The 24,823-nt window shown below is 59.8% G+C and carries 22 protein-coding genes; 9 read left to right on the forward strand and 13 right to left on the reverse strand.

Annotated elements, in window-relative coordinates; all coding sequences use genetic code 11:
• Nucleotides 1-115: 115 nt before the first annotated feature.
• Entirely contained in the window at nucleotides 116-1,618 is a 1,503-nt protein-coding gene (locus tag ACTG4B_RS00085) for a DUF2125 domain-containing protein (RefSeq protein WP_439153625.1), read from the reverse strand.
• A 132-nt stretch (nucleotides 1,619-1,750) separates the two neighbouring features.
• Here ACTG4B_RS00085 and ACTG4B_RS00090 point away from each other — a divergent pair, with 132 nt between their 5' ends.
• The 6 genes from ACTG4B_RS00090 to ACTG4B_RS00115 all read left to right on the forward strand — a co-directional run bounded on the left by ACTG4B_RS00090 (nucleotide 1,751) and on the right by ACTG4B_RS00115 (nucleotide 7,427).
• The gene (locus ACTG4B_RS00090) at nucleotides 1,751-2,494 is read left to right on the forward strand and encodes an SDR family oxidoreductase (RefSeq protein WP_439153852.1); all 744 of its coding nucleotides are present in this window, start codon (nucleotides 1,751-1,753) and stop codon (nucleotides 2,492-2,494) included.
• A complete protein-coding gene (locus ACTG4B_RS00095; protein ID WP_439153626.1) occupies nucleotides 2,491-3,099 on the forward strand; it encodes an enoyl-CoA hydratase/isomerase family protein in 609 nt (202 codons plus the stop codon). Before ACTG4B_RS00090 ends, ACTG4B_RS00095 begins: the two co-directional genes overlap by 4 nt.
• Nucleotides 3,096-4,259, forward strand: coding sequence for a TIGR03862 family flavoprotein (locus tag ACTG4B_RS00100; protein WP_439153627.1), 1,164 nt, complete (start codon nucleotides 3,096-3,098; stop codon nucleotides 4,257-4,259). Before ACTG4B_RS00095 ends, ACTG4B_RS00100 begins: the two co-directional genes overlap by 4 nt.
• Nucleotides 4,260-4,356: 97 nt before the next feature.
• Nucleotides 4,357-6,465: a YjbH domain-containing protein gene (locus tag ACTG4B_RS00105; RefSeq protein ID WP_439153628.1), complete on the forward strand. Its 2,109-nt coding sequence runs from the start codon at nucleotides 4,357-4,359 to the stop codon at nucleotides 6,463-6,465.
• Entirely contained in the window at nucleotides 6,462-7,115 is a 654-nt protein-coding gene (locus ACTG4B_RS00110) for a YjbF family lipoprotein (RefSeq protein WP_439153629.1), read from the forward strand. Before ACTG4B_RS00105 ends, ACTG4B_RS00110 begins: the two co-directional genes overlap by 4 nt.
• Before the next feature lie 105 nt (nucleotides 7,116-7,220).
• Entirely contained in the window at nucleotides 7,221-7,427 is a 207-nt protein-coding gene (locus ACTG4B_RS00115) for a hypothetical protein (RefSeq protein WP_439153630.1), read from the forward strand.
• Between the two features lie 207 nt (nucleotides 7,428-7,634).
• On the opposite strand, the gene holA is transcribed toward ACTG4B_RS00115, so the two are convergent.
• The 5 genes from holA to ACTG4B_RS00140 form a co-directional block, all read right to left on the reverse strand.
• Entirely contained in the window at nucleotides 7,635-8,657 is a 1,023-nt protein-coding gene (holA, locus tag ACTG4B_RS00120) for a DNA polymerase III subunit delta (protein ID WP_439153631.1), read from the reverse strand.
• The gene (gene lptE / locus ACTG4B_RS00125; protein WP_439153632.1) at nucleotides 8,654-9,139 is read right to left on the reverse strand and encodes an LPS assembly lipoprotein LptE; all 486 of its coding nucleotides are present in this window, start codon (nucleotides 9,137-9,139) and stop codon (nucleotides 8,654-8,656) included. Before lptE ends, holA begins: the two co-directional genes overlap by 4 nt.
• Complete coding sequence (leuS, locus tag ACTG4B_RS00130) at nucleotides 9,129-11,744, reverse strand: leucine--tRNA ligase (protein WP_439153633.1); 2,616 nt, start codon at nucleotides 11,742-11,744, stop codon at nucleotides 9,129-9,131. The genes lptE and leuS overlap by 11 nt, the downstream gene beginning before the upstream one ends.
• Before the next feature lie 72 nt (nucleotides 11,745-11,816).
• A complete protein-coding gene (locus ACTG4B_RS00135) occupies nucleotides 11,817-12,209 on the reverse strand; it encodes a DUF3576 domain-containing protein (protein ID WP_439153634.1) in 393 nt (130 codons plus the stop codon).
• Between the two features lie 142 nt (nucleotides 12,210-12,351).
• Nucleotides 12,352-13,548, reverse strand: coding sequence for a porin (locus ACTG4B_RS00140; RefSeq protein WP_439153635.1), 1,197 nt, complete (start codon nucleotides 13,546-13,548; stop codon nucleotides 12,352-12,354).
• A 228-nt stretch (nucleotides 13,549-13,776) separates the two neighbouring features.
• On the opposite strand from ACTG4B_RS00140, the gene ACTG4B_RS00145 reads away from it, so the two are divergent.
• Together ACTG4B_RS00145 and ACTG4B_RS00150 are read left to right on the forward strand one after the other, a co-directional pair.
• On the forward strand, nucleotides 13,777-14,430 hold the full coding sequence (locus ACTG4B_RS00145) for a YggS family pyridoxal phosphate-dependent enzyme (RefSeq protein WP_439153636.1): 654 nt from the start codon (nucleotides 13,777-13,779) through the stop codon (nucleotides 14,428-14,430).
• Nucleotides 14,427-15,068: a pseudouridine synthase gene (locus tag ACTG4B_RS00150; protein ID WP_439153637.1), complete on the forward strand. Its 642-nt coding sequence runs from the start codon at nucleotides 14,427-14,429 to the stop codon at nucleotides 15,066-15,068. Before ACTG4B_RS00145 ends, ACTG4B_RS00150 begins: the two co-directional genes overlap by 4 nt.
• On the opposite strand, the gene ACTG4B_RS00155 is transcribed toward ACTG4B_RS00150, so the two are convergent.
• The 3 genes from ACTG4B_RS00155 to ACTG4B_RS00165 all read right to left on the reverse strand — a co-directional run bounded on the left by ACTG4B_RS00155 (nucleotide 15,065) and on the right by ACTG4B_RS00165 (nucleotide 18,130).
• Nucleotides 15,065-15,661, reverse strand: coding sequence for an alpha/beta hydrolase (locus ACTG4B_RS00155; protein ID WP_439153638.1), 597 nt, complete (start codon nucleotides 15,659-15,661; stop codon nucleotides 15,065-15,067). The genes ACTG4B_RS00150 and ACTG4B_RS00155 overlap by 4 nt on opposite strands.
• 1 nt (nucleotide 15,662) lies before the next feature.
• Nucleotides 15,663-16,592 (reverse strand): VOC family protein, encoded by a 930-nt coding sequence (locus ACTG4B_RS00160; protein WP_439153639.1) that lies wholly within the window; start codon nucleotides 16,590-16,592, stop codon nucleotides 15,663-15,665.
• A 98-nt stretch (nucleotides 16,593-16,690) separates the two neighbouring features.
• Nucleotides 16,691-18,130, reverse strand: coding sequence for an aldehyde dehydrogenase family protein (locus ACTG4B_RS00165; protein ID WP_439153640.1), 1,440 nt, complete (start codon nucleotides 18,128-18,130; stop codon nucleotides 16,691-16,693).
• Nucleotides 18,131-18,255: 125 nt separating this feature from the next.
• Here ACTG4B_RS00165 and ACTG4B_RS00170 point away from each other — a divergent pair, with 125 nt between their 5' ends.
• Entirely contained in the window at nucleotides 18,256-18,909 is a 654-nt protein-coding gene (locus ACTG4B_RS00170) for a peroxiredoxin (protein WP_439153641.1), read from the forward strand.
• Nucleotides 18,910-18,973: 64 nt separating this feature from the next.
• Here the strand turns inward: ACTG4B_RS00170 and ACTG4B_RS00175 are convergent, their stop codons facing one another.
• From ACTG4B_RS00175 to ACTG4B_RS00190, 4 genes are all read right to left on the reverse strand, one after another.
• Complete coding sequence (locus tag ACTG4B_RS00175; RefSeq protein ID WP_439153642.1) at nucleotides 18,974-19,555, reverse strand: hypothetical protein; 582 nt, start codon at nucleotides 19,553-19,555, stop codon at nucleotides 18,974-18,976.
• Between the two features lie 238 nt (nucleotides 19,556-19,793).
• Nucleotides 19,794-21,926, reverse strand: coding sequence for a polyribonucleotide nucleotidyltransferase (pnp, locus tag ACTG4B_RS00180; RefSeq protein WP_439153643.1), 2,133 nt, complete (start codon nucleotides 21,924-21,926; stop codon nucleotides 19,794-19,796).
• 168 nt (nucleotides 21,927-22,094) lie between these two features.
• Nucleotides 22,095-23,558 (reverse strand): heme biosynthesis protein HemY, encoded by a 1,464-nt coding sequence (locus ACTG4B_RS00185; RefSeq protein ID WP_439153644.1) that lies wholly within the window; start codon nucleotides 23,556-23,558, stop codon nucleotides 22,095-22,097.
• 12 nt (nucleotides 23,559-23,570) lie between these two features.
• Nucleotides 23,571-24,791 (reverse strand): COG4223 family protein, encoded by a 1,221-nt coding sequence (locus ACTG4B_RS00190; protein ID WP_439153645.1) that lies wholly within the window; start codon nucleotides 24,789-24,791, stop codon nucleotides 23,571-23,573.
• Nucleotides 24,792-24,823: the final 32 nt, after the last annotated feature.

Genomic DNA, 24,823 nt, shown 5'->3' on the forward strand with positions numbered 1-24,823 from the left:
GGTAGTGCGCAGCAGCACAAGCCGCAAGTCCACCGCCCATGTATCGCCGTTTTGGCAAGCGCAAACAGGCGCGGCGCGACGGTTTCCCGCCGCGCCGCCAATCTGCTTGCAGGGTTCAGCGCAGGCGCTGGCCGTTCACGATCACTTGCCCTTCCGCGTTCACCTGAACCCGGCTTTCCAGTTGATCGTCGCCAGTGGCACGGGCAAACATGCCCAGCATCATCCGGCCGCCCATGATCTGATCCTGCGGGATCAGCCCCATCGTTGCCAGGTTGTCCATCAGCCCGTTCAGTCCGATGATTTCGATCAACGCTTCGCCCTCGGGGCGAGGCATACCATCGAATGTCTGCAAGTCACTGTTGTCAAATGTGAAATTACCAGACCCCGTGATCAGCGCCCCCGCAAGAGCGATGCGCAGATTCTTCAGCGTCATGCTGTTGAGTGCGACAGGCATCGCGGCATCGTCAATTGCGTCGGCCTGCGCCGGGTCCATGAGATCAAACATCGGGGTGGCTGTTCCAGTCACATCCAGCTGGATCGTGGCGGGATCACGGGGCAGCACACTGCCCGGATCAAACATATCCCAGATCATGCCATTGACGGTCAGGTCGATCAGATCAAGGTTCAGACTGAAATCGGCGGGGTCTTCCGACTGTGCCACGGGCATCGCAAAGCCAAGACCGTATTCTGCCAATCCAAATTCGACGGGGAAGGGTAAATCGGGCACCGACAGGTTCACTGCAATATCGGTAGTCTGTGCATCATAGGCGACGGTTTCAGCATTCAGCGTCGCATCCAGCCTGCCCGCGCCGGTGCTGATCGAACCTGCTACACGGTCGCCCTCGGCTTCGATGTCGAAAACATAGGCGGCATTGCCGATGGTATACCCGCCCGCGACGGCAAAACCATCAGAAATCAGGGTGTCCGGATCCTCAAGATCCGCGTCCAACGGAATCGAGATATCGGCAGCAACGCCCATATCATTGATCTGGCCACTAGCAGTCACATAGCCCCCATCGTCGCCCGGCACCTGCACATCAACCAGCAATTCAAGCGATGTCACATCCAGCGCATAGGTAATATTGCGCATTTCAGCGGTGCTGCTGGTGTAGGTGCCCGTGATATCATTCGCGATGGCGCTGACATCGCCGGTAAACGTGATGTCGCCATTCACGACGTCCAAAAGCGCAATTTCATAACGGTCGGCAGAAATATCATAGCGCAGGTCGTCGGGATTGCCGCCGACGATCATATCCAGCCCTGACTGGCTGACCTGCGCGGTAATGACGACCCCGTCTTCATCGACGATCGTGATTGGATAGCTGTCGGCCATCGCCACACTGACCGTGCCATCGCCCCGTTCTGAAAACACCAGATCACCCAGAACGACCGCAACGGTCGTCTGACCGTCATCCGTGCTCAGCGCCAGATCACGGACAGTGACCGTGCCGGCACTGGTTTCTTCGCTGCCGATAGACACGCTGTCCTCGCCATAAAGGGCAAGCTGCGCTTTCCAGTCTTCCCAAACCTGGGCTGCGGTCACGTCGGCCTGTGCAACACCGCCGGCGAAAAGTGCTGCGATACATGCGGCGCCGCGCATTCCGTTGATATAGGTCATTCGAATACCTTTCGTTTTATCCCTTTGAGACGAATCCATGCCTTGCACTATGCTTCAAGGTGCGGAAATGACGAACCACTAACTAATGACCCCACAGGTAGACCGAAAGGGACAAAAGTGAAAAAGTATAACATGGCCGGCAAAACCGTGCTGATCACCGGCGCCAGCCGGGGGATCGGTGCCGCAACTGCCCGCGCCTTTGCCGATGCCGGTGCCAATGTGGCGCTGGTCGCACGCAGCACCGACATCATCGCCGATCTGGCGGGTGAAATCGGGGAAAAGGCGTTGGCCATCCCCTGTGACGTGTCGCGATATGCCGAAGTAGAGGCCGCAGTGTCGGCCACCGCCCAGACATTTGGCGGGCTTGATGTGCTGATCGGCAATGCCGGTGTGATCGATCCGATCGGTCATCTGGTCGAAAACGACCCTGACGACTGGTCGCGCACCATCGATATCAACCTGAAAGGCGTGATGCACGGGATGCGCGCCACGATGCCCGGCATGATCGCACAGGGGCACGGCACGATCATCACGATTTCATCAGGTGCCGCACATGGCCCGGTCGAGGGCTGGTCGGCCTACTGCGCGTCCAAGGCCGGTGCCTATATGCTGACCCGCGCGGCCGACCTTGAGGCCCGCGAAAAAGGGTTGCGCATCATGGGCCTTTCGCCCGGCACCGTCGCCACCGACATGCAGCGTGAAATCAAGGCGTCGGGTATCAACCCTGTCAGCCAGTTGGACTGGTCCGATCACATCCCGCCCGAATGGCCCGCGCAGGCGCTGCTGTGGATGTGCACTGGCGCGGCTGACGGGTTTCTGGGCACCGATATCAGTTTGCGTGATGACGATATCCGGCAAAAGGTCGGCCTTGCATGATCCACCTTGACCGGAACGACGCCTTATGGACGGCCACCATCGACCGGCCCGACAAGGCGGGCGCGCTGACCCGCGACATGCTGGTTGAGCTGGCTGAAATTGCAGAGGATGCGCAGGACGCCAAGGCGCTGATCCTTACCGGCACAGGCAAGGTATTCAGCGCCGGCGCCGACCTTGATGCCGCGCGCGCCGGTCTGGCGACGGACCCTGTGTGGGAACGGCTGTCAGGTGCTATCGCCGCACTGCCATGTCTGACGATTGCGGCGCTGAATGGCACCGTTGCGGGTGGCGCGTTCGGCATGGTGCTGGCCTGTGATCTGCGGATCGCGGTGCCGGGGGCGAAATTCTTTTATCCGGTGATGAAGCTGGGCTTTCTGCCGCAACCGTCCGACCCTGCCCGCATGACCGCCCTGATCGGCCCGGCGCGGACCAAGATGATTCTGATGGCAGGTCAGAAAATCGTGGCACGGGACGCGCTGAATTGGGGCCTGATCGACGAAACTGCTGACCCGGATGTCTTGCAAAATCGCGCGACCGCACTGGCACAGGATGCCTTGCAGGCGGACCCCGCCCATATCGCCGGGATCAAGCGGCTGACCGGATGACGGATGCGCTGATCATCGGGGCTGGCCCGGCAGGTCTGATGGCCGCAGAGGAATTGGCGCAGGCAGGTCTGAGCGTCACCGTCGCGGACGCCATGCCGTCTGTCGGGCGCAAATTTCTGATGGCGGGTAAATCGGGTCTCAACCTGACCAAGCAAGAAAAAACCGCCGATTTTCTGGCCGCCTATGGCACCGCACCTGACGTGATGCGCCGCGCGGTGGCCGATTTCGGACCCGATGCGGTGATGCACTGGGCCACGGGGCTGGGCCAGCCGTTGTTCACCGGATCGACAGGCCGGGTGTTTCCAACCGTGATGAAGGCCTCGCCGTTGTTGCGGGCATGGCTGGCGCGGCTTGGCGACAGTGGGGTCACCTTGCGCACCCGCTGGCGCTGGTGCGGATGGGACGGGGCGCAGACGCTGTTCGATACGCCCCAGGGGCGCGTGACGGTGGCACCACGCGTCACCGTTCTGGCGTTGGGCGGGGCAAGTTGGGCGCGGTTGGGGTCTGACGGACAATGGACGCGGTTTCTGACAGATGCGGTGGCCCCCTTTGCCCCGGCCAATATGGGGTTCGTTGTGGATTGGTCCGATCACATGGCGCGGTTTCTGGGGCAGCCCGTCAAATCCGTCGCACTGCATGCGGGCGATTTGACCAGCCGCGGCGAATGCATCATTTCCGCGCGCGGGATCGAAGGGGGCGGGATTTACAGCGTTTCGCAGGCGATGCGGGAAGGGGCGCCGCTGTTCATCGACCTGCTGCCCGACTGGCCGCAGGACCGGGTCCGCGCCGCCCTGCAAAAACCGCGCGGCAAGGCCAGCCTGTCAAACCATCTGCGCAAGGCGCTGCGGCTGGATCCGCTGCGTATCGCGCTGCTCTCTGAATTCGGGCGGCCGTTCCCCGATGATCTGGCGCCGCTGATCAAGGCGCTGCCGATCCTCCATGCAGGCCCCCGCCCGATGGACGAAGCGATTTCGACTACCGGCGGCGTGCGTTTCGACGCGCTGACCGATGATCTGATGCTGCACGACAGGCCCGGCGTTTTCTGCGCCGGTGAGATGCTGGATTGGGAGGCCCCGACCGGTGGTTACCTGATCACCGGTTGCCTTGCGACCGGGCGCTGGGCGGGGCAGGCTGCCGCGCGCCATGCAAAGGCCCGCTGATGCAGCAGGCCCGCGTCGTTCGCCGACCCGGCTTTCGGGATTCCAAAACCGGGGCAGGCACGTTAGACCTGTTCGCGAACAGGCAGGAGTTTTAAGAATGCGCAGTGCCCTTTGCCCGACCGCGATGCTGGTCATGCTCACAAGCGGAGCCGCCGTTGCGCAGGACGCCGGCGTCACTTATTCGCTGAACGGCACCCCCGGCCTATTGGAAATGCCGACCGCCCAAAGCGCCGATCAGGGTGCGCTCGCCCTTACTCTTGGTTATGCCAAAGGGCTTGGCCGCACCACGCTGACCTTTCAGGCGACCGACAATCTGTCGCTTAGTCTGCGATATGCGTTTATCGACCTATACGACGATCCGACCACCGGCATCCTTGACGGTGAATTCGAGCGCAGCTTTGACCTGCGCTATCGGTTCAATGATGAAACCGCCTATCTGCCATCGGTCGCCATCGGCTTGCAGGATATCCTGACGCCGGGGCGGCTGGGGGCGGAATATCTGGTTGCGTCCAAATCGTTGGGCGACAATCTGACCGTGACCGCCGGGATCGGCTGGGGCGCACTGGGCACCCGCGACGGGTTCACCAACCCGATTGCCAGCTTCGATACCCGCCCAATTTTTGATGAGGCCGAACCGGAAGGACAGCTTGCCTCTGACCAGTGGTTTCGCGGTGACGCCGCCCTTTTTGGCGGTCTTGAATACCAGATCAACGATCAATGGGGCATCAAGGCAGAATATTCATCCAACGCCTATCCCGAAACGCCGTTCAAACCCGCAATTGACACCGACAGCCCGTATAATCTGGGGCTGACATATCAGCCCATGAACGGTGTCCAGCTGGGTCTGGGGTATCTTTATGGCAATCGCCTTGCGCTGTCCGGGTCGCTTTATCTGAATGCCAACAACCGGCCCGGCCTGTCGGGGCGCGAATCCGCACCCCCACCCGTCAACGCCCGCGCGGTGAATGGCCGGTCGTGGGATCGGGATGCCGCGCCGCCAGCCGCCCTGCGCAGCGCGCTGGCCACCTTGTTGGAAAACGAAGGGATCACGCTGACCGATCTGGAGATAAACGGCGATACCGCGCGCGCGCGGTATATCAACACGCGATACAGATCACAGGCGCAGGCAATGGGCCGCACCGCCCGGATGATGACACAGGTCTTGCCCCCCGCAGTCGACGTGTTCACCCTCGAGCCGGAGGCAAACGGCATCCCGCTTTCGGCCACGACGATCCGGCGCTCTGATCTGGAACAGCTGGAAAACCGGCCGGGGGCGGCGGCTGCGCTATATCAAAGGGCAGCGTTCACCGATGCAGATTTGGCCAGCGGTCTGTCCGACCTGCCAGCAAGCATACCCGCTTTTGAATGGGGGCTTGGGCCTTATTTCGCGGTCGTGCCCGCCGCCAGCGGCGGATCTGTCACGATCGATGCAGGGTTGAGCCTGGGCGGGATTTACAGACTGCAACCCAATCTGGTCTTGGCCGGTGCGATCGGGCAAAGCCTGATCACCGCAGACAAGAAAGACCCTGTTCCCGACAGCACACCGGACATCCAGAATGTGCGCACCGATGCCACCTACTACGGTGACGATGGCGTGCCGGTGCTGCAAAATCTGACGCTGGGTTACTATGGGCGGCCCGGCCGCGATCTGTATGGCCGCATCACCGGCGGCTATCTGGAGCAGATGTTCGGCGGGATATCGGCAGAACTGCTGTGGAAACCGGTCCAGAGTCAGCTGGGCTTGGGGGCCGAACTGAACTATTCCGCGCAACGCGACACGGACATGCTCTTTGGTTTCGATGAATATGACTATGACGTGGTGACCGGACATGTGTCGGCCTATTATGACCTTGGTAACGGGTATCACACCCAACTGGATGTGGGCCGCTATCTGGCCGGTGACTGGGGGGCAACACTGTCGCTTGACCGGGAATTTGACAACGGCGTGCGGATCGGCGGCTATATAGCGCAGACAGATATGTCCTATTCAGAGTTTGGCGATGGATCCTACAGCAAGGGCATCAGCGTGACGATCCCGCAGGATTTCCTTACGGGGGCTGCGACGCGTTCCACCCTGGGCACCGCAATGCGCACACAGATTGGCGATGGCGGGGCGCGGCTGGGCGTGAACGGGCGGCTTTACGGCCTTGTGCGCGAGGCACATTCCGCCGATCTATCGGATACATGGGGGCGGTTCTGGCGATGAATGCGAAAAAACTGATCTATGCCGCAGCAGCAATCGCGCTGACAGCCTGCGGACCACTGGCAGAAGGCGGGACCGCGTCGCAGATCGTCGCGCTTGCGACAACACAGATCAGCGGGGCACCGCCCCCCGCACCGTCGGGTCTGGACATTACGCAGGAACAGGTGCTGTCAAACCCCGGCCAATACCTGCGGGTCAACATCCGCAACATCGACCAGTGGGATACGATGGTGCAATCGGCGCACAACGGCACGCGGGTCACATGGGTGAACGGCAGCAACATAAGTCTGACACTCGAAGATGGGATCATGGTGGCGACACGCGGTTTGCCGCGTGATTTGATGGGCGCCGATGCCGTCGGAACACGCCAGGCGATCCGTGCAGGGGGCGGAAATGCGCAACGAACGCATGAATATCTTACAGATCTTGATGCAATTTCCGTGCAACTGTTGCAGTGCCGCATCGCTTCGCAAGGGCCCGAAGCCATAGAAAGGCTACAACAAACCCTCAATTCCGTCCGTTTTGAGGAAGAATGTGTAGGTGGAAACCTCAGATTCACCAATATTTATTGGGTAAATGCACGTGGAACGATCATTCGCAGCTTGCAAGCTGTCGCGCCTGATGCCGGATACCTGCAAATTGATGTATTCTGATCCTTCGTGATAATACTTGGATTTTCCGTAGCAGACTGATTTAATGCAACAATGTGGACCGCTTCTCGAAGCATTAACCACCCGTGCATTAATTGGAGTACCGACATGCGCCTTACAACTACTCTTGCCGCCGCAGCTTTTGCTGTTTCCGGTGTTGCTGCCAATGCTGGCGGCCTGTCCCCTGAAGTTATGGAAGCCCCCGTTGTTGTTGTTGAAGAAGAAATGGCACCTGCCGGTTCTTCCGTAAACAGCACCTATGTGATCCTGGGTGTGCTGGCCGCACTGCTGATCGCAGCTGCTGCAAACAACTAATCGTAACGCAAGTTACGGCCGGTTTCGATCGGCGACATAGAAAAGGCGGGCCTTTGGGTCCGTCTTTTTTCATGTGCATACCGTCTGAAGTAATCGTATTTCGGCAAACCGTTCATAGCGGTTCAACTTTGTCTTGAATCACATTGCGCTGCCATTGCCAGACGCTCGAACGCGATATGTAATGCCTTAGGCGAACGTCATGATACCCTAGCGCCGCGCCATCATCGCAAGGCGGATCAATGTGCGTTCCATCAACGCCCCCTGCGGGGCCGTGTTGGCCGACCGCAGCGTCAGATCCACATCCGTCAACGTCGTCAGCGCCTGTTCGAGCCTGTCCCGCCCCCATTGCCCTGCTTCGCGGGCGATCTTGTCGCGGCGTGGCCCGAACACCGGGGGACGCAACCGCCCGACACCTGCCGCAGGGCCGCCGGGGTCGGACGCAACCGTGTGCAGCCGCCGGAAATGCCGCATCGCACCGATACACAGGGCCACCGGCGTAACGCCTTGCGCATAAAGGTTACGCAGCACCGGGCCAAGCTGATCGGCCTGCCCGCGCGATACCACGGCCAATACATCATCTACATCCACCTCGGCGGATTGCGGGGCATTGGCCATCACATCGGCCACCGTCAGCGGCTTGGGATCTGCGTATTTATACAGGCTGACCTTTTCCACAGTCTGCCGAAAATCGCCCGGTTCCAGTGATTGCGCCAATCCCATCAGTGCGTCCATCACATCGCGGTCCGGCTGCGTGATACCGACCTGTGCCAACGCATGTTCAATATCGGCAACGGTCGGCGGGTCGTCATAGATTCCGATGGCAACCGCGTTGCGATGACCCTCGAACAGCTTGCGCAGGGCAGATTTCGCCGAAAGCTGTCCCGCCGTCACGACGATCTGCGCATCACCCGGTTTCCAGTCGGTCAGGGCCGCACCAATCGTCGCCGCCATGCCATCGGCCACGCCTTCGACAAAGGCAACCCTGTGACCGGGAAAGAACCCTTGTGCCTTGATCGCATCATCCAGCAAGGCAGCATCCTTGCGCAGATCGGCGGCGTTGATCCGGGTCAGGCGCATTTCTTCTTCACCCTGCGGACCGACCAGCGCGGCAATCACTTCTTGCCGTTTGGCCGCAACCCGCATCGGATCAGCACCAAAAATCAAAAGCCCGCTATGATCCGGATCAGGCTTGCGAAAATATGCCGTGGCCGCAGCCCCTGTCAGCTTCACTGTTCCAGCTCCGGCGACAGAATCATCAGCCGCCCCACGATCATGTCAGCCAGTGCAGCCGACAGGCGTGCCGATGCATCACCAGATGCCGCCTGTGTCGCCACTGTCGATCCCGTGGCAGAGTAACTGGTAAATGTTTCAACCGTGCCTGTCGCGGCTTCTGCGCCGCTGACGATCGTGATCAGAGTCCAGTTGGCGATGCCGATCACGTTGAACCGTGTGGTGTCACCAGATGCGTTGATCGTCGCGGGCGTGCGTCGTTCATTCAGGGTCACGGTCAGACGGTAAACTGCATCTTCGGTCACCCCCAGCCGCCGTTCCAATTGTTCACGCAGGCGGAACGCGGCCACACTGTCAGATGTCTCAAAGACGATCTGCCCACGCAGCCCGCCCCCATTGCGATAAACCGGCACAAACCCGCAACCGCCAAGGGCCAATAGCCCAAGGATGGCGGTGCGGCGGTTGATGCGCTTAGATGACAATGTTCACAATCCGTCCCGGAACGACGATCAGTTTCTTGGGTGCTGCCCCGTCAAGGGCCTTTTGGACAACATCAAGCGCCATGACCAGTTCTTCAACCGTTTCCTTGCTGGCGTCCGCCGCAACGGCGATTTCCGACCGGCGCTTGCCGTTGATCTGGATCGGCAGGGTCACGGTATCCTCGACCAGCATCGCGGGGTCGGCCACGGGCCAGGGCGCGTTGGCGACCAGCCCGTCACCGCCCAGCATGGTCCAGATTTCTTCGGACAAGTGCGGCGTCATGGGCGACATCAGTTGCGCCAGAACACGGACGGCCGCACGTTTGGCGCTGCCACCGGCCTTTGATTTGGCCAGAACGGTGGTAAAGGCGTAAAGTTTTGCAATCGCTGCGTTAAAGCCGAATGTTTCGACCCCCATGGTCACGTCATGGATGGCCTTGTGCATGGCGCGAATCAGGTCATCATCGCCAGTGCCGGGCGCGTCATCCATCGCGGCAATGTCCGTTGCCACGCGAAAGACGCGCGACAGATGCTTGTGCGTCGCCTCGGCGCCCGATGCCGTCCATTCCACATCGCGTTCGGGGGGGCTGTCGGACAGCACGAACCAGCGGGCGGTATCGGCGCCATATTTTTGCAGGATGTCATCAGGATCGACGACGTTTTTCTTGGATTTCGACATCTTGGCAGAGGGGATGATGTCCACCTCTTCACCTGTAGCCTTTAGGTGCGCTCTGCCATCTCGAAATTCGATGTCCTCAGGAAGATGATATACTGACCTAGTAACTGTGTATCCCTTCACGCTAAGCCCGCCACCTGTGTTGGCATTATTCTCTATGTGCTCTTGCTTCCTTGTCTGGTAGATCTCATGCGTCACCATGCCTTGCGTAAATAGCGCATCAAAGGGTTCGCGCGCCTTGTCGGGCAGGTGGCCGGTGATGTTCATCGCGCGGGCGAAAAAGCGGCTATACAGCAGGTGCAGGATCGCGTGTTCGATGCCGCCGATATACTGGTCCACATTCATCCAGTATGCCGCGTCTTCCATGTTGGTCGGCGTGTCGGCGTGGGGCGACGTGAAACGCGCGTAATACCATGACGAATCAACAAACGTATCCATCGTGTCGGTTTCGCGCTGCGCAGGCGCGCCGCAGGCGGGGCAGGTGCAGTCGCGCCATGTGGGGTGACGGTCCAGCGGGTTACCGGGCACGTCGAATGTCACCTCATAGGGCAGCTCGATCGGCAGGTTTTCCTTTGCCTCTGGCACCACGCCGCAGGCGTCGCAATGCACCACCGGGATCGGGCAACCCCAATAGCGTTGGCGGGACAGGCCCCAGTCGCGCAGGCGGTATTTGGTGACGCCCTGCCCGATGCCGTGGCCTTCGCAGAACGCGATTGCGGCATCTATCGCGGCCTCGCCTGTTTGTTCGGTGTCACCGGCGAAACCGCGGATATAGATCACGGGTTCGGTCTTGGGCGGGACATAGGCGTCGCCGCCGTCCTCTGGCATCGTCTGACCTGTATCGTTCACGGGGGCAAAGGTGCTGATCACGGGCAGCCCGTATTTGCGGGCAAAATCAAGGTCGCGCTGGTCGTGGGCGGGGCAGCCGAAAATCGCGCCGGTGCCGTAATCCATCAGGATGAAATTCGCGATATAAACCGGCAGATCGGGCTGACCCCCCAGCGGATGCCGGACGGTCAGGCCGGTGTCATAGCCCAGCTTTTCGGCCTTTTCGATGGCTTCTGCGGTGGTGCCGCCCTTGCGGCATTCAGCGCAGAACGCGGCGATGGCGGGGTCCTTCGCCTCCAGTTCCTTGGCGATGGGATGATCGGGGGAAATCCCCACAAAGGACGCGCCCAGCAACGTGTCGGGGCGGGTGGTGTAAACCTCGATCTGGCCACCGTCGGTGCGGTCAAAGGCAAACTGCAAGCCGCGCGATTTGCCGATCCAGATGGCCTGCATCAGCTTGACCTTGGCGGGCCAGTTATCCAGCGTATCAATCGCCTCTAGCAATTCCTCGGAATAATCGCTGATCTTGAAAAACCACTGCACCAGTTCGCGGCGTTCCACATCCGCGCCGGACCGCCAGCCCTTGCCGTCGATCACCTGTTCGTTGGCCAGCACGGTCATATCGACCGGGTCCCAGTTCACCACCGCTTTCTTGCGGTAAATCAGCCCCTTGGACAGAAAGTCGATGAACAGCGCCTGCTGCTGGCCATAATATTCAGGGTCGCAGGTGGCGAATTCGCGGGACCAGTCAATCGACAGGCCCAGCGGTTTCATCTGGGCGCGCATGTCGGCGATGTTGCCATAGGTCCAATCCTTGGGGTGGCCGCCCGATGCCATCGCCGCGTTTTCGGCGGGCATCCCAAAGGCGTCCCAGCCCATCGGGTGCAGCACGTTGTGACCCGTCGCCAGCTTATACCGCGCGATCACGTCACCCATCGTATAGTTGCGCACGTGGCCCATGTGGATGCGGCCCGACGGATAGGGGAACATTTCCAGCACGTAATATTTCGGTTTGTCGGCGCTGCGCACGGCCTTGAACGTGTCGGCATCGCCCCATGCCTGCTGCCATTTCTGTTCGATCTGCGACGGGGAATAGGTGGTCATGTCGGGTCTTTCCAAATGCAAACGCCGGGCGATGGGCCCGGCGCAATTCATAATCGGGCGGCGCGCAAATGGCTATAGCGCGCCGTCGGCCACACGTAACTGGCGCGCCCGCAGCAGAATGGCATCTGTCACGGCGTCCTGCGTTTCGGTGGCAACGGGGCCGCCACGGGTTTGCAGGGCCACGCGCAGGGATCGCGCGTCAAGCGCGGGGTCGGTGACCTGTATGTTGGCGCGATAGGCGGTGTTGCTGCCGGGCGGGGTGCCATAGCCGGTTGCAATGACGCCGGTAAACGGGTCGGCGGTTTCAACGGGCAGAAAGCCCAGAACATCCAGCGATGCCGCCCAAAGATAGCGGTTGACCGCCACGTTTTCCGCGCCACGCGGCGTCGGGGCCGGGGCATTGCCACAGGCGGCCAATGCGCCGATCAGAACGGCCAACAGGCCCGCACGTTTGAAACGTTTCATCGCAATCACACCATTTCCCCGCAACTCGGGCCATAATCATCGGCAAATGTGTAGCGTGGCATGGGGCCGGTCACAAGCCATTATGCAAAAGCAAAGGGCGGCCCCAAAGGACCGCCCCCGCTATCAGATACTTCTGCTTCGCTTAGAAGGAGAAGGACACTGCAACAGTTGTGCCGACCTGGTAGTCAGGGCCGCCAACTTCGTCGTCAACAATCGCGCCATTGGATTCTGCATCGGCATAGGACACCAGCAGTTCTGCACCGCCGCCCATGTCGTAAACAGCAGCCACATACGAGTCGGTGCCGTCATCGGTCGCAGTTGGCGAGTCGGACTGATCAAACACACCAGCAAGGATCGTCAGACCGTTGCCAACATCGTAAGAACCGTCCAGACCAACTTTCTGCACACCCTGGTCGTCTTGGTAGTCAAGCGACACAGCGATCGGGCCGTCGGAATACGCAACGTTGATACCATAGTTTGGATCTTCGTCAGGCAGGTCGGTGCCTTCTTCTGCAACGTAGTAAGCAGTCGCAGTCACGGGACCGAAGGGATATGCAACTTTCACACCGATCGAAGTTTCTTCTGGCGACAGACCCAGTGCGCTTTCCTGTGCGTAAGCGACGGTGATGTCAGCACCGGCAACAGCGGCAGAACCGGAAATACCGAAGATTTCTTTGTTGCTGAAGTCACCGTTATTGTTGGTGCCGTCATAGGCGCCAACTGGCTTTGCTTCTTCCTGATACGCAGCAGTCATGCTGAACATGCCGAAATCTGCTGCAACACCGATGGACAGTTGGTCAACATCTTCGCTGCCGTTGTCGCCAACGACTTCGCCGTCAGAATCGGCCAGAACGTAGGACAGCGAACCGGCAAAGTTGCCGTATTCAGCATCTGCGCGCAGTGCAGTTTCGCCATCAGCTTCGGAGAAGCCGTCAGCTTCCATATCGCCAGCGGATTTCCAGCGTGTTTCAGCAGCGAATGCCACGTCGCCCAGATACAGGCCAGCATTTTCAGATTCCAGCGACAGAACGAAACCGCCAGATGCCAGATCTTCGCCCAAAGTGGTTGTCGCAGGGCCTACATCATCTTGGATCACGAAGTCGGTGTCGAAAGATGCGCCAGCGGTCAGGCCGTTGTCCAGCTCTGCGGACATGGAAACGGCAAGGTTGCCTTCCCAGTAGAAGCCGGAGTAGTCGCCAATTGGCGTAGCAGCGTTGTCGCTGTCATCGTTGTAGCCCAGAACGGTCGAGCCAGAGAAGGACACACCAGTGTGGCCCTCGGCAGCTGCGGCGCCAGCAAAAGCGACGATCGCAGTTGTTGTAAGAAGGATGCTTTTCATGGATTTATTCCCTCGCAAAGTTTTGCATTCCCAAGAATGCCAGTTTGACTAGCATTGGCGCTTAATTGCGCTGAACGGCCCGCGCACTCAAGCCAAATGGACATGGGAAATGTCGGTCTGCAAAAAATGATGCATCTATGACACACACATGATTGCCCCATGACATCACCCACCAAACGCCCTATTTCAGGCCCAAATGGCGTTTTTTGCCCAAAACAGGATGATTTCATGCCCTTAGACGATATAAAGGCCCGCGTCGCCGCCGCCTGTGCCGCCGCCGACCGCCCCACCGATGATGTAACCCTGATTGCCGTGTCCAAGGTGCAACCGCTGGACCGTGTGCGCGCCGTTCTGGATCAGGGGCACCGCGTCTTTGGCGAAAACAAGGTGCAAGAGGCGGCAGGCAAATGGCCCGCCCTGCGGCAGGACTATGATGGAATCACCCTGCACCTGATCGGCCCGCTGCAGACCAACAAGGCACGGCAGGCGATGGAACTGGCGCAGGCGATTCATACCGTTGACCGGCCCAAGCTGGCCAATACGATTGCGCGACTGGCGCAAGAGATGGGGCATTGCCCCGATCTGTTCATTCAGGTGAACACCGGCGAAGAGCCGCAAAAGGCGGGCGTGCTGCCAGCGGATGCGGATGCGTTTATCGCGCAGGTGCGCGCGCTTGATCTGCCATTGGTCGGGCTGATGTGCATCCCCCCGGTAGACGAAGAACCCAGCTTGCATTTCGCGCTGCTGGCCAAAATCGCAGCCCGCAACGGATTGTCCGGCCTGTCGATGGGAATGAGCAGCGATTTCGAACGCGCCATCGCGCAGGGTGCCACGCATATCCGCGTGGGGTCGGCGATATTCGGCGAACGGGATTACGGTTGACCTATTGCCCGCCCACAGACCCGCTGGTTTTTCTGCACGACGATCATCAGGTGGTGCTGGTCGACAAGCCCAGCGGCCTGCTGTCTGTTCCCGGCAAGGGGCCGGATCTGGCCGATTGCCTGCTGACCCGTGTGCAGGCGGTATTTCCCACCGCGCTGCTGGTGCACCGGCTGGACCGCGATACATCCGGCGTCATGGTTTTCGCGCTGACGCCCCATGCCCAGCGCCATCTGGGGTTGCAGTTTGAGAAACGCCAGACGCGCAAAACCTATGTCGCGCGTGTGTGGGGGGATATGACGGACAAGACCGGCACCGTCGATCTGCCACTGATCGTTGACTGGCCCAACCGCCCCCGGCAGATGGTGGACCATGAAAACGGCAAACAGGCCGTGACCGACTGGCGCGTGATGCGGCGCGGAAACGGGGAAACCCGCGTGCGGCTGATGCCAAAAACGGGCCGGTCACATCAGTTGCGGGTGCATATGCTGGCGCTGGGCCACCCGATACTGGGTGATCCGTTCTATGCGACAGGGGCCGCGCGGGATTATCCGCGCCTGATGCTGCATTCCGAAACCCTGCAATTCCGCCACCCCGACGGCGGGCAGGGGATGCGGATCACCGCGAAATGTCCGTTCTAGCCGCGCAGGAATGCGGCGACGGCATCCACCTCGGACTGGGCAATTTCGTGCCCGCCGGGGTGCCAGTGGGTTGTGACATCCGCGCCTTGTGCTGACAGGTATTCGGCCAGCGCCTGTGTCCGGTGCGCCGGGCAGATCGGGTCGCGTTCACCGGCCGTGATCAGAACACGCCGCCCCGCCAACCCCGGCTGCGGCACCGGATCCCACGGGATCAGCGGGTGCATCAGCACCAACGTATCCACCAGCGCCGGTTTTTCAAATGCAACGGCGGCAAGGATGTTTGCCCCGTTGGAATAGCCCAGACCGATGGTTTGCGCGGGGGTCGTCGTCGCTTGTTCCGCCGCGATGAAACCAGCCATCGCCGCGCTGCGCTGCGCCAGGTCGGCCATATCATAGACACCTTCGGCGGCGCGCCGGAAATACCGCAGCGCGCCCTGTTCCGCCACATCGCCACGCGGTGACGTGACATGTGCGCCGGGCAAGAGTTGCTCGGCAAAGCCGTGAAACTGATCCTCGGATCCGCCGGTGCCGTGAAAAGTCAGGCACAGCGGCGCACCCGCCGTTCCTGCAGTGCGTTTTGCTACATAGGTCATATCAGCCCTCCAACGGTTGAAGGTATGATTCGAGCCGCGCGCGCAGGTGTTCGTGCTGGCTGGGCAGTTTCAGCGCCTGACCCAGATGGGCGGTATCTTCGTCCCGGTCGAAACCGGGTTCATTCGTTGCCACCTCGAACAACACGCCACCGGGGGTGCTAAAATAGATCGCATGGAAATAATCACGGTCGATCACCGGCGTCACCTGATACCCGGTGTCCAGCAACGCCTCGCGCACCTCAAGCTGGCGGGCGCGGTTTTCCACGGCAAAGGCGATGTGATGGACAGAACCGGCACCGGGCCGCGCCTCGTTTGCCAGGGGGTTCACCTCGATATCAATTACATTCGCCGGGTTGCCGCCGGGCACGATATAGCGGGTGACGTTGTCTTGGGTGTCTTCCTTTTCATAACCCATGAACTGCAACAATTCGGCGGTTCTATCCCCACTGCGCAAACGCATGTCAGCCGAATGAAAGCCGCGCACGCCGATATCTGCGCTGACGCCATTGCCTGTCCAGGGTGTGCGGTCATCGTCACTTTCTACAAGCGCAAACAGGTCACCGTCCGGCCCGTCAAACAGCACGCGTATGTCGCCAAATCGGGTGTCCTGCGACACGCCTTTCACGTCAAAGGTCGCCAACCTGTCCAGCCACGCCTGTGACGTGCCAGTGGGAATGCTGAAGGATGTGCGCCCGACCTCGCCCACGCCCTGACGGCCACGGGCGGCATGTGGGAAAGGGAAATAAGTCATGACGGTGCCCGGTGTGCCGGCCTCGTCGCCGTAATACAGGTGATAGACGTCGGGCGCGTCAAAGTTGACGGTTTTCTTGACCCGGCGCAGACCCAGGACATTGGTGAAAAACGCATTGTTTTCGCGGGCGTCACGGGCAAGCGATGTGATGTGGTGCAGACCGTTGATCTGGGTGATCATGGCAACTCTCCTGTTATTCCTTGGGCGAAATATATCGGATCTGCCAGCGCACGGTATATTCGCCAGCGCACTGAATTGGTGCGCTGGCGAACATGAGGTTATTCTGTGGACCAGCCAGAGATCGCCTTGACCTCCAGAAACTCTTCGATGCCCCAGACGCCGCCTTCGCGGGCGCGGCCTGACATCTTGACCCCGCCAAAGGGCGACCCGGCGGCGCGGGATTTGCCGTTCATTTCCACCATGCCCGACCGCAGTGCCAACGCCATGCGGTTGCGTTTGGCGCCGTCCTGCGACTGCACATAATTCGTCAGACCGTATTGCGTGTCATTGGCGATGCGGATCGCATCCGCTTCATCCGCAAACGGGATGATCGACAGGACAGGGCCAAAGATTTCTTCGCGGGCGATACGCATATCGTTATCCACATCGGCAAAGACGGTGGGCCGTACGAAATAGCCCCGGTTCACACCCTCCGGCAGGCCAAGGCCACCGGCGACCAGCCGCGCGCCTTCTTCGATCCCCACCTCGATCATCGCTTGAATCTTGTCCCACTGGGTCTTGTTCACCACAGGGCCGATGTGGCGGCCGGGCTCTGATGCGGGACCAACCTTGATGCTGTTAGCGACTTCGGCTGCCGTTTCCACGGCCCGATCATAGATCGACCGTTCCACCAGCATCCGGGTCGGCGCGTTGCACGACTGGCCGGAATTGTTCATGCAACTGATCACGCCGCGCTTGACCGCCTTTTCGTCGGCATCGGCAAAGATCACGTTCGCACCTTTGCCGCCCAGTTCCAGTGTCACACGCTTTAGCGTTTCCGCCGCTGCCAACGAAATCGCGCGGCCTGCGCGGGTAGACCCGGTAAAGCTGATCATGGCGATGTCTTCGTGGGCCGACAGCTGGCTACCCACGCCAGCGCCATCGCCATTCACCATGTTGAACACCCCCTCAGGGACGCCCGCATCGTGGACAAATTCTGTGAACAACAGCGACGACAGCGGCGCCTCCTCCGATGGTTTCAGCACGATGGTGCAACCGGCCAGCAGCGCAGGGATCACCTTTAGGGTGACCTGATTCATCGGCCAGTTCCAGGGCGTGATCAGCCCGACGACGCCGATGGGGTCCAGTGCGATACGGTCATTTGGCGCATGGGGGCCAAGCGGGCGCACCCATTCGATTTCCTCGAAGGCGGTCAGGAAATTCTTCAGGTGCCACGGCAGGCTAGGCGCCTGACTATCGCGGGCCATATCGATGGGAGCGCCCATTTCCATGCTGATGGCCTGCGCCATTTCTTCCTTGCGGGCCTCGTATTGGGCAAGGATGCCCTTGACATAGTCCGCCCGCTTTTCAGGAGAGGTTGCAGACCACGCAGGCAGGGCCGCGCTGGCGGCGGCAACCGCCGCATCTGTGTCAGCCTGATCGCCCAGTGAAATGACGGCGCAGGCCTCTTCGGTTGACGGGTCAACCACAAGATGGTCGCGCGGTTTCGCGGGGGCGACCCACGCCCCGTTGATATAAAAGTCTCGTTTCTGGATCATGTGCCTGCTCCCTTATTGTCCCGACAAGGTGTCGCACCGACCCTGATCTGGCGCAAGGCACGGTAGCATTCCTGTGATCTAATTCTTATATCCTGTTTTGAAACAGCAAAGAAGGAGCATCCAATATGGGCCTGCGCATCAACGACACGATCCCCGACCTGACCGTCGAAACGGATCACGGCACGATTTCCCTGCATGACTGGATCGGCGATAGCTGGGCGATCCTGTTTTCCCACCCCAAGGATTTCACCCCCGTCTGCACCACTGAATTCGGGGCTGTCGCGCAGCTGGCCGATGAATGGGAAAAGCGCGGGACCAAGGTGATGGGGATCAGCGTCGACGGCGTGGAAGACCATAAGAAATGGAAAGGTGACATCGAAACCTTTGCCCACGCCAAGGCCGGTTTCCCGATCATCGCAGATGAAGATCTGACCGTTGCCAAGGCGTTCGACATGCTGCCCGCCGATGCCTATCTGCCCGATGGTCGCACGCCTGCGGACAGTGCGACAGTGCGGGTTGTTTTCATTGTCGGGCCCGACAAGAAACTGAAATTGTCGATGACATACCCCATGAACGTGGGCCGCAACTTTGCCGAAGTGTTGCGCGCACTGGATGCGTTACAGACCGCCGCAGGGGAAAATGTCGCGACACCTGCGAACTGGAATGTCGGTGACGATGTGGTCATTCCGACATCGGTCAGTGATGCTGACGCCAAGGCGAAATATGGCGCGTTTACCACCCACTTTCCCTATCTGCGGACGACAAAGCTGTCCGGCTGAGATACCTGCCAGAACCCGAAAGGCCTCGCACTCTGCGGGGCCTTTTCGGTTTCTGTTCTTGCAATCAAAAGCCGAACGTGACCCCCACGCCGACAAAAGGCACCACAGGCAAATCCGACAAATCATTGTTCAGCGCGGCGATATCGGCCTGCACAGTCGGGTCCACACTGTCCGATGATGCCTCAAGCGATGAAATAACAACGCCGAAATCGCTATAGATAGAGATGTTATCGGTCAGATTGTTTTTGAATCCCGTTGTCACAATCGGTGCAACATCATTCTTCAATACCAGTTTTCCGGTGAAATCAGCGCTGGTTGCACTGGTGAAATTGCCCGCCAGTTCGGAATTGGAAAAGAAGACACCGCCGGACACCCGCCATGATCCGGCCAATGGATAATAGTCGGCCAGCGCCGCGAGTCCGCCCAATGCGAGCGTGCCGTCGATTGTGTAATTTTCCTGGGTAAAGGTTTTGGTGTCGTCATAGCCACCCATCAACACCGCGCGCGCATTCAGGTTTGGCTGCATGTATATTTCACCCTGCACGGCAGCGCCAAAGTTTGTCAGCCCAAGCCCCGCATCTTGCGCAGTCGCGCCCGTACCAGCACCTGTCGCCAGTGCCGCCAGCAGCCAATGAAGTTTCCCCATGTCAGTTTCCCCCTTTTTGCATTTTGAACAGATGGCGCGGCTACCTGATGCAGCAGTTAGTAGCCTGAATCAGCATGCCAATCATTCATTGAGGTTGGGTTAATGGGCGATCCGACAGACGTAAGAACAGTAAGGGTTTTCAGTTGACCGCGCAGAAACAAAAACACCCAGCCGATCCGGCTGGGTGTCTTGATGTCAGGACACATTTCTTGCCCTGAAAGATATCAGAAAACTACGCTTATTCGGCGGCGTCTTCTTTTGCGATTTCTTTGCCGGTTTCCTGATCGACCATCTTCATGGCCAGGCGGACCTTGCCGCGGTCATCAAAGCCCAACAGTTTGACCCAGACTTCCTGGCCTTCCTTCAGCACGTCGGAAGGATGGTTCAGGCGCTTGTTTTCGATCTGTGACACGTGGACCAGTCCGTCGCGCTTGCCAAAGAAGTTCACGAAAGCACCAAAGTCGACCAGTTTCACAACTGTCCCTTTGTAGATCACGCCCTCTTCGGGTTCGGCCACGATCGAATGGATCATGTCATAGGCACGCTTGATCGCATCGGCGTCGTTGGATGCCAGCTTGATCACGCCGTCGTCGTTGATATCGACCTTGGCACCCGATGTTTCCACGATCTCGCGGATGACCTTGCCGCCGGACCCGATCACTTCACGGATCTTGTCGACAGGGATCTGCATCGTTTCGATCTTGGGCGCGTGCACGCTGAATTCCTGTGCGCCGGTCAGGGCTTTGCCCATCTCGTTCAGGATATGCAGACGGCCAGCCTTGGCCTGATCCAATGCCTTGGACATGATTTCAGGCGTGATGCCCGCGATCTTGATGTCCATCTGCAGGGATGTGATCCCGTTTTCGGTGCCTGCAACCTTGAAGTCCATGTCGCCAAGGTGGTCTTCGTCACCAAGGATGTCGGACAGCACGGCATAAGACCCATCATCTTCCATCACCAGACCCATGGCCACACCGGCAACAGGTGCCTTCAGCGGCACACCGGCGTCCATCATCGACAGCGAACCACCGCAGACGGAAGCCATGGAAGAAGAGCCGTTTGATTCCGTGATCTCGGACACGACACGGATGGTGTAGGGAAAATCGGTTGCCGCTGGCAAAACAGCCTGCAACGCACGCCATGCCAGCTTGCCGTGACCGATTTCACGACGACCCGGAGGGCCCACGCGCCCAGCTTCGCCCACCGAATAGGGGGGGAAGTTATAGTGCAGCATGAAGTTCGATTTATACATGCCGGTCAGCGCGTCGATCATCTGTTCATCGTCGCCGGTACCCAGTGTTGTCACGACCAGACCTTGCGTTTCACCGCGGGTGAACAGGGCCGAGCCGTGGGTCCGTGGCAGAATACCGGTTTCCGACACGATAGGCCGGATCTGGTCCAGAGCACGTCCGTCGATGCGGCGGCCGTTCTTGACCACGTCACCGCGCAGAACGGACGATTCCAGCTTTTTCATGGCCGGGCCAAGGTTGGCGTCGGCCTGCTGATCTTCGGTCAGGGCGGCGATAATATCGGCCTTGGCAGCAGCAACGGCAGAGGTGCGTTCCTGCTTGTCGGTAATCGCATAAGCGGCACGCATCTTGTCTTCGCCAGCGGCTTTCACGGCCTGATAAAGGTCGGAATAATCGGGGGCTTCGAACTGGAACGGCTCTTTTGCGCTTGATTCGGCCAGGTCAATGATCAGGTCAATGACCGGCTGGATCTGTTCGTGCGCGAATGTCACGGCACCCAGCATTTCAGCCTCTGACAATTCATAGGCTTCGGATTCCACCATCATCACGGCGTCTTTGGTGCCGGCGACGACCAGATCCAGACGCTGCTCGGGGTTCATGCGCAGGTTGTGCATGTCGTCGATTTCGGGGTTCAGGATGTATTCGCCATCCACGAAACCCACGCGGCAACCGGCAATCGGGCCCATGAATGGGGCGCCCGAAATAGTCAGCGCAGCGGATGCGGCAATCATCGCAACCATGTCGGGGTCATTGACCATATCATGCGACAGCACGGTGCACATCACCAGTACTTCGTTCTTGAAGCCGGGGACGAACAGCGGGCGGATCGGACGGTCAATCAGACGTGCGGTCAGCGTTTCTTTTTCAGTGGGGCGCGCTTCGCGCTTGAAAAAACCACCGGGAACCTTGCCGGCGGCATAATATCTTTCCTGATAATGCACGGTCAGGGGAAAGAAATCCTGTCCGGGCTTTTGCACCTTGGCGAAGGTCACGTTGGCCATGACGCTGGTTTCGCCCAGCGTGGCAATGACGGACCCATCGGCCTGACGGGCAACCTTGCCCGTTTCCAGCGTAAGCGTATCCTGCCCCCACTGAATTGATTTTTTGACTTCGTTAAACATCATGTTTTCCTAGTTGGCCTGCACGGCCTTTTGCGTAGGGGGCGTATTCCCCCTCATTCCGGTATCTTCTTTGTCAGGCGCTGGAATGCGGGCGCCGGGCTCTCAAGATGGATGGGCCATAGCGGAAATTCAGGGGTTTGGAAAGGGGAGTGCGCCAGCGCGGAAACACTAACCCTCAGTCGGTTTCTGATTGCCGTCACCATTCATCACTTCTGCCTCGACGACCTCGGTCGTGGCGGGCAGGTTGGTTTCCTTGTCACGACCGACGATCAACGGCAGCATTTCGGTTCCGGCGGGCATTGCCACCTCGCTTTCGGGGGGTCTTTTCCATGACAGCGTGTCGAATGCATGGCAATTACTACAGGTCGGAGCCCAGGTGGCATGCACCGTATGGCAGTTGTCGCAAACCCATTGTGGGCCGCGCGGGGCAGTCAGCGCGCGCGTCAGCCAGCCGCGCACCACGCTGTCATCTGCGCCGCTGCCCCGTTCAATGGCCGCCATCAGGGTCAGCGCACGCGCGGTCGGATCTTTTTCCACCAGATCGCCCAGCGCGCGCTTGGCTTCGGGGAATTCCTCGGCGGCGATGTGCAATTCAGCTAGCAGCATCTTGGTTTCGGGATGATCGGGGATGGCTTTCACCAGCGCATGGAACCGTTTCAGCCGGGCTTGCGGTGTTTCATCTGCCACGATTTCCGCGAATGCAGCCGCAAGATCGGGGTGGGGGTGCGCGTTCCACGCCTTGGTCAACACGCGTGTCGCATAGCGGGCATTCCCATCAGCCATGTAGCTTCGCGCGGCCATGACCGCCGCAGGGATCAGGTCGGGTGACAAGCGGTTCGCCTCGATCGCGGCTTCGCGGGCTTCGATTGTCTTGCCGTCGTCGATGATGTCGCGCGCCTCTGACAGGGCCAGAACAGCGTCGCGGCGTTTGTAGACATCGCGCGGCAGCGTACCTGTTTTCAGCTTGGTATTCAGTGTCTTGCGCGCACCGACCCAGTCGGATTTCTCTGCTTGCAGGCGCAGCAACACATCCTGCGTCTCTTCATGCTTGGGTTTCAGCGCAAACGCCTTTTCCGCCAACTTCAATGCTGTGTCTGTGTCGCCACTGGCCAGTTTTTGTTTCATGATGCCGCGCACCCCGACAAATCGGGTCTGGCTGTCCTCAAGCAGTTTTTTATAGGTATCTTCAGCCTTTTGGCGGTCACCTGTCAGTTCTGCGGCCTGAGCGGTCAACAGGTTTGTCAGCCGTGGCTGTTGCAGATATTTTTCCGCGCGTGCGGCCTTGGTCATGGCCAGATGCCCCTCTCCCGAGGCAAGTGCCATCATCCCCTCGGCCAGCGCCTCGTATCCCTTGCGTTCGCGGTTGCGGTCAAAATAACGCGAAATCGCGGTTTCGTCGCCGTTCAGAAATTTGAACGCCGCAACCAGAAACGCCAGAATTTTCAGCCCCAGCCAGACCGCAACGACAAAGGCAACCAGCCCGAACACCACCTCGATCGGTTCCAGCGTGAATTCATCAATGCCGGTATTCACCGTCAATCCACCGTCAAGATCCATCAGGATCGTGCCGCCGTAGGTCAGCGCGATGATGGCCGCGACGAAAGCCAGGATTTTAATCAAGGACCAGAGCATGGGTTTCGCCTTTTAATTATCGTTGAGGGTAGTCGCGAGCATATCGACGGCAGTCACCGCACTGGCCCGCGCTTCAGCCTGCGAAAGCCATTCGGACATTTCTGCGCGGGCAACATCGGGTAGGGCGGCAAGCTCGGCCAGCGCATCGGACAGACGGCCTGATTTTACAGCCGCCTCGGCGCGCGACAGGATTGCATCAACCGTCGTGCCTTCACGCGGGCTGACCGAGCGGACATCAAGCTGATTGCGCAGAAACGCCCCAAACCCGCTGCTTTCTTCACCTGCCACGCCTTCGCTGCGGGCGGTGGCAAGGGCGGCGCGGGCCACGTCGGGAAATGTTTCTTGCAGGCTTGCCAAGGTCGGCACGCCACCACGGACGGCAGACAAGGCATCAGGCACAGGTTCGCCCAATGCCTCTTGCAGGTCATCCAGCGCGGCGCCCAGTGGTGCGCCGCTTTCCAATCCGGTCTGAATCCGGGCAAGTGCCGCACGTCCGGCGGCCCGCCGCGCAGCAGCCGCCGCGTTTTCCTCGATCATCGCGGCTTCGGCACGGGCAGTTTCAAGTTGGCTTTGTGCGGTTTCAGCCATGGTGGCCAGTTGTCCCTGCATCTGGTTGCGCAGGGCATCCAATTCCGCCTGATAAGCGGCAGTATCAGGGATGGCGGCATTGCCCGCAGAGACAGTCGGCAAATTCTCGATCTGTTCGCGCAGCCCAGCAATGGCCGTATCAAGCCTGTCGATTTCAGCACCTAGGGCAGTCTGGGTTTCTTCGATCCCTGAAAGGTCCACGGTCGGGGGTTCTGCTGCATCCAATGCGGCGATCTGCTGTTCCAGCGCCGCAATCGTGGCGCCTTGGCGGGCGACTTGATCGGCCAGCGGACCATCATTGGACGGGGTCGTCAGCGTGGCAACACCAAACCCGATTACACCTGCAATCAAGCCGCCAACCACCAAAGGAATGAACCCGCCCTGACGTGCCGGTTGTGTGGTCGTGTCGGCCTTGGACGTTTCTACCGGTTCTGGTGTTACAGGTTTCTCTGCCGGTTTTACCGGCGTTGTTGTCGCCGGTTCGACGGTTGAGGTCGACGTTGATGCCGCCTTGGTCATCAGGTGAACCTCGGGCGGGATGGGATCGACCAGCGGCGCAGACGATTCGTCAGCTGTTTGGCCCGCCGACGGTGCATTGGTTGCTTTTGATGGTGTCTTGTCAGCCTTGGCAGCTTGTTTTGCCACGTTTTTTACCCCTTTAGCGCACCAACCCGCTA

It is taken from the genome of Yoonia sp., from assembly GCF_965660735.1.
Lineage (GTDB): Bacteria > Pseudomonadota > Alphaproteobacteria > Rhodobacterales > Rhodobacteraceae > Yoonia.

Coding starts and splice junctions, on each gene's coding strand:
- ACTG4B_RS00145 (WP_439153636.1), top strand. CDS start 13,777: ATGCCCTTAGACGATATAAAGGCCCGCGTCGCCGCCGCCTGTGCCGCC.
- ACTG4B_RS00085 (WP_439153625.1), bottom strand. CDS start 1,618: ATGACCTATATCAACGGAATGCGCGGCGCCGCATGTATCGCAGCACTT.
- ACTG4B_RS00135 (WP_439153634.1), bottom strand. CDS start 12,209: ATGAAACGTTTCAAACGTGCGGGCCTGTTGGCCGTTCTGATCGGCGCA.
- ACTG4B_RS00090 (WP_439153852.1), top strand. CDS start 1,751: ATGGCCGGCAAAACCGTGCTGATCACCGGCGCCAGCCGGGGGATCGGT.
- ACTG4B_RS00170 (WP_439153641.1), top strand. CDS start 18,256: ATGGGCCTGCGCATCAACGACACGATCCCCGACCTGACCGTCGAAACG.
- ACTG4B_RS00095 (WP_439153626.1), top strand. CDS start 2,491: ATGATCCACCTTGACCGGAACGACGCCTTATGGACGGCCACCATCGAC.
- leuS (WP_439153633.1), bottom strand. CDS start 11,744: ATGACCACCTATTCCCCGTCGCAGATCGAACAGAAATGGCAGCAGGCA.
- ACTG4B_RS00175 (WP_439153642.1), bottom strand. CDS start 19,555: ATGGGGAAACTTCATTGGCTGCTGGCGGCACTGGCGACAGGTGCTGGT.
- ACTG4B_RS00155 (WP_439153638.1), bottom strand. CDS start 15,661: ATGACCTATGTAGCAAAACGCACTGCAGGAACGGCGGGTGCGCCGCTG.
- pnp (WP_439153643.1), bottom strand. CDS start 21,926: ATGTTTAACGAAGTCAAAAAATCAATTCAGTGGGGGCAGGATACGCTT.
- ACTG4B_RS00160 (WP_439153639.1), bottom strand. CDS start 16,592: ATGATCACCCAGATCAACGGTCTGCACCACATCACATCGCTTGCCCGT.
- ACTG4B_RS00165 (WP_439153640.1), bottom strand. CDS start 18,130: ATGATCCAGAAACGAGACTTTTATATCAACGGGGCGTGGGTCGCCCCC.
- ACTG4B_RS00115 (WP_439153630.1), top strand. CDS start 7,221: ATGCGCCTTACAACTACTCTTGCCGCCGCAGCTTTTGCTGTTTCCGGT.
- ACTG4B_RS00105 (WP_439153628.1), top strand. CDS start 4,357: ATGCGCAGTGCCCTTTGCCCGACCGCGATGCTGGTCATGCTCACAAGC.
- ACTG4B_RS00140 (WP_439153635.1), bottom strand. CDS start 13,548: ATGAAAAGCATCCTTCTTACAACAACTGCGATCGTCGCTTTTGCTGGC.
- ACTG4B_RS00100 (WP_439153627.1), top strand. CDS start 3,096: ATGACGGATGCGCTGATCATCGGGGCTGGCCCGGCAGGTCTGATGGCC.
- ACTG4B_RS00110 (WP_439153629.1), top strand. CDS start 6,462: ATGAATGCGAAAAAACTGATCTATGCCGCAGCAGCAATCGCGCTGACA.
- ACTG4B_RS00185 (WP_439153644.1), bottom strand. CDS start 23,558: ATGCTCTGGTCCTTGATTAAAATCCTGGCTTTCGTCGCGGCCATCATC.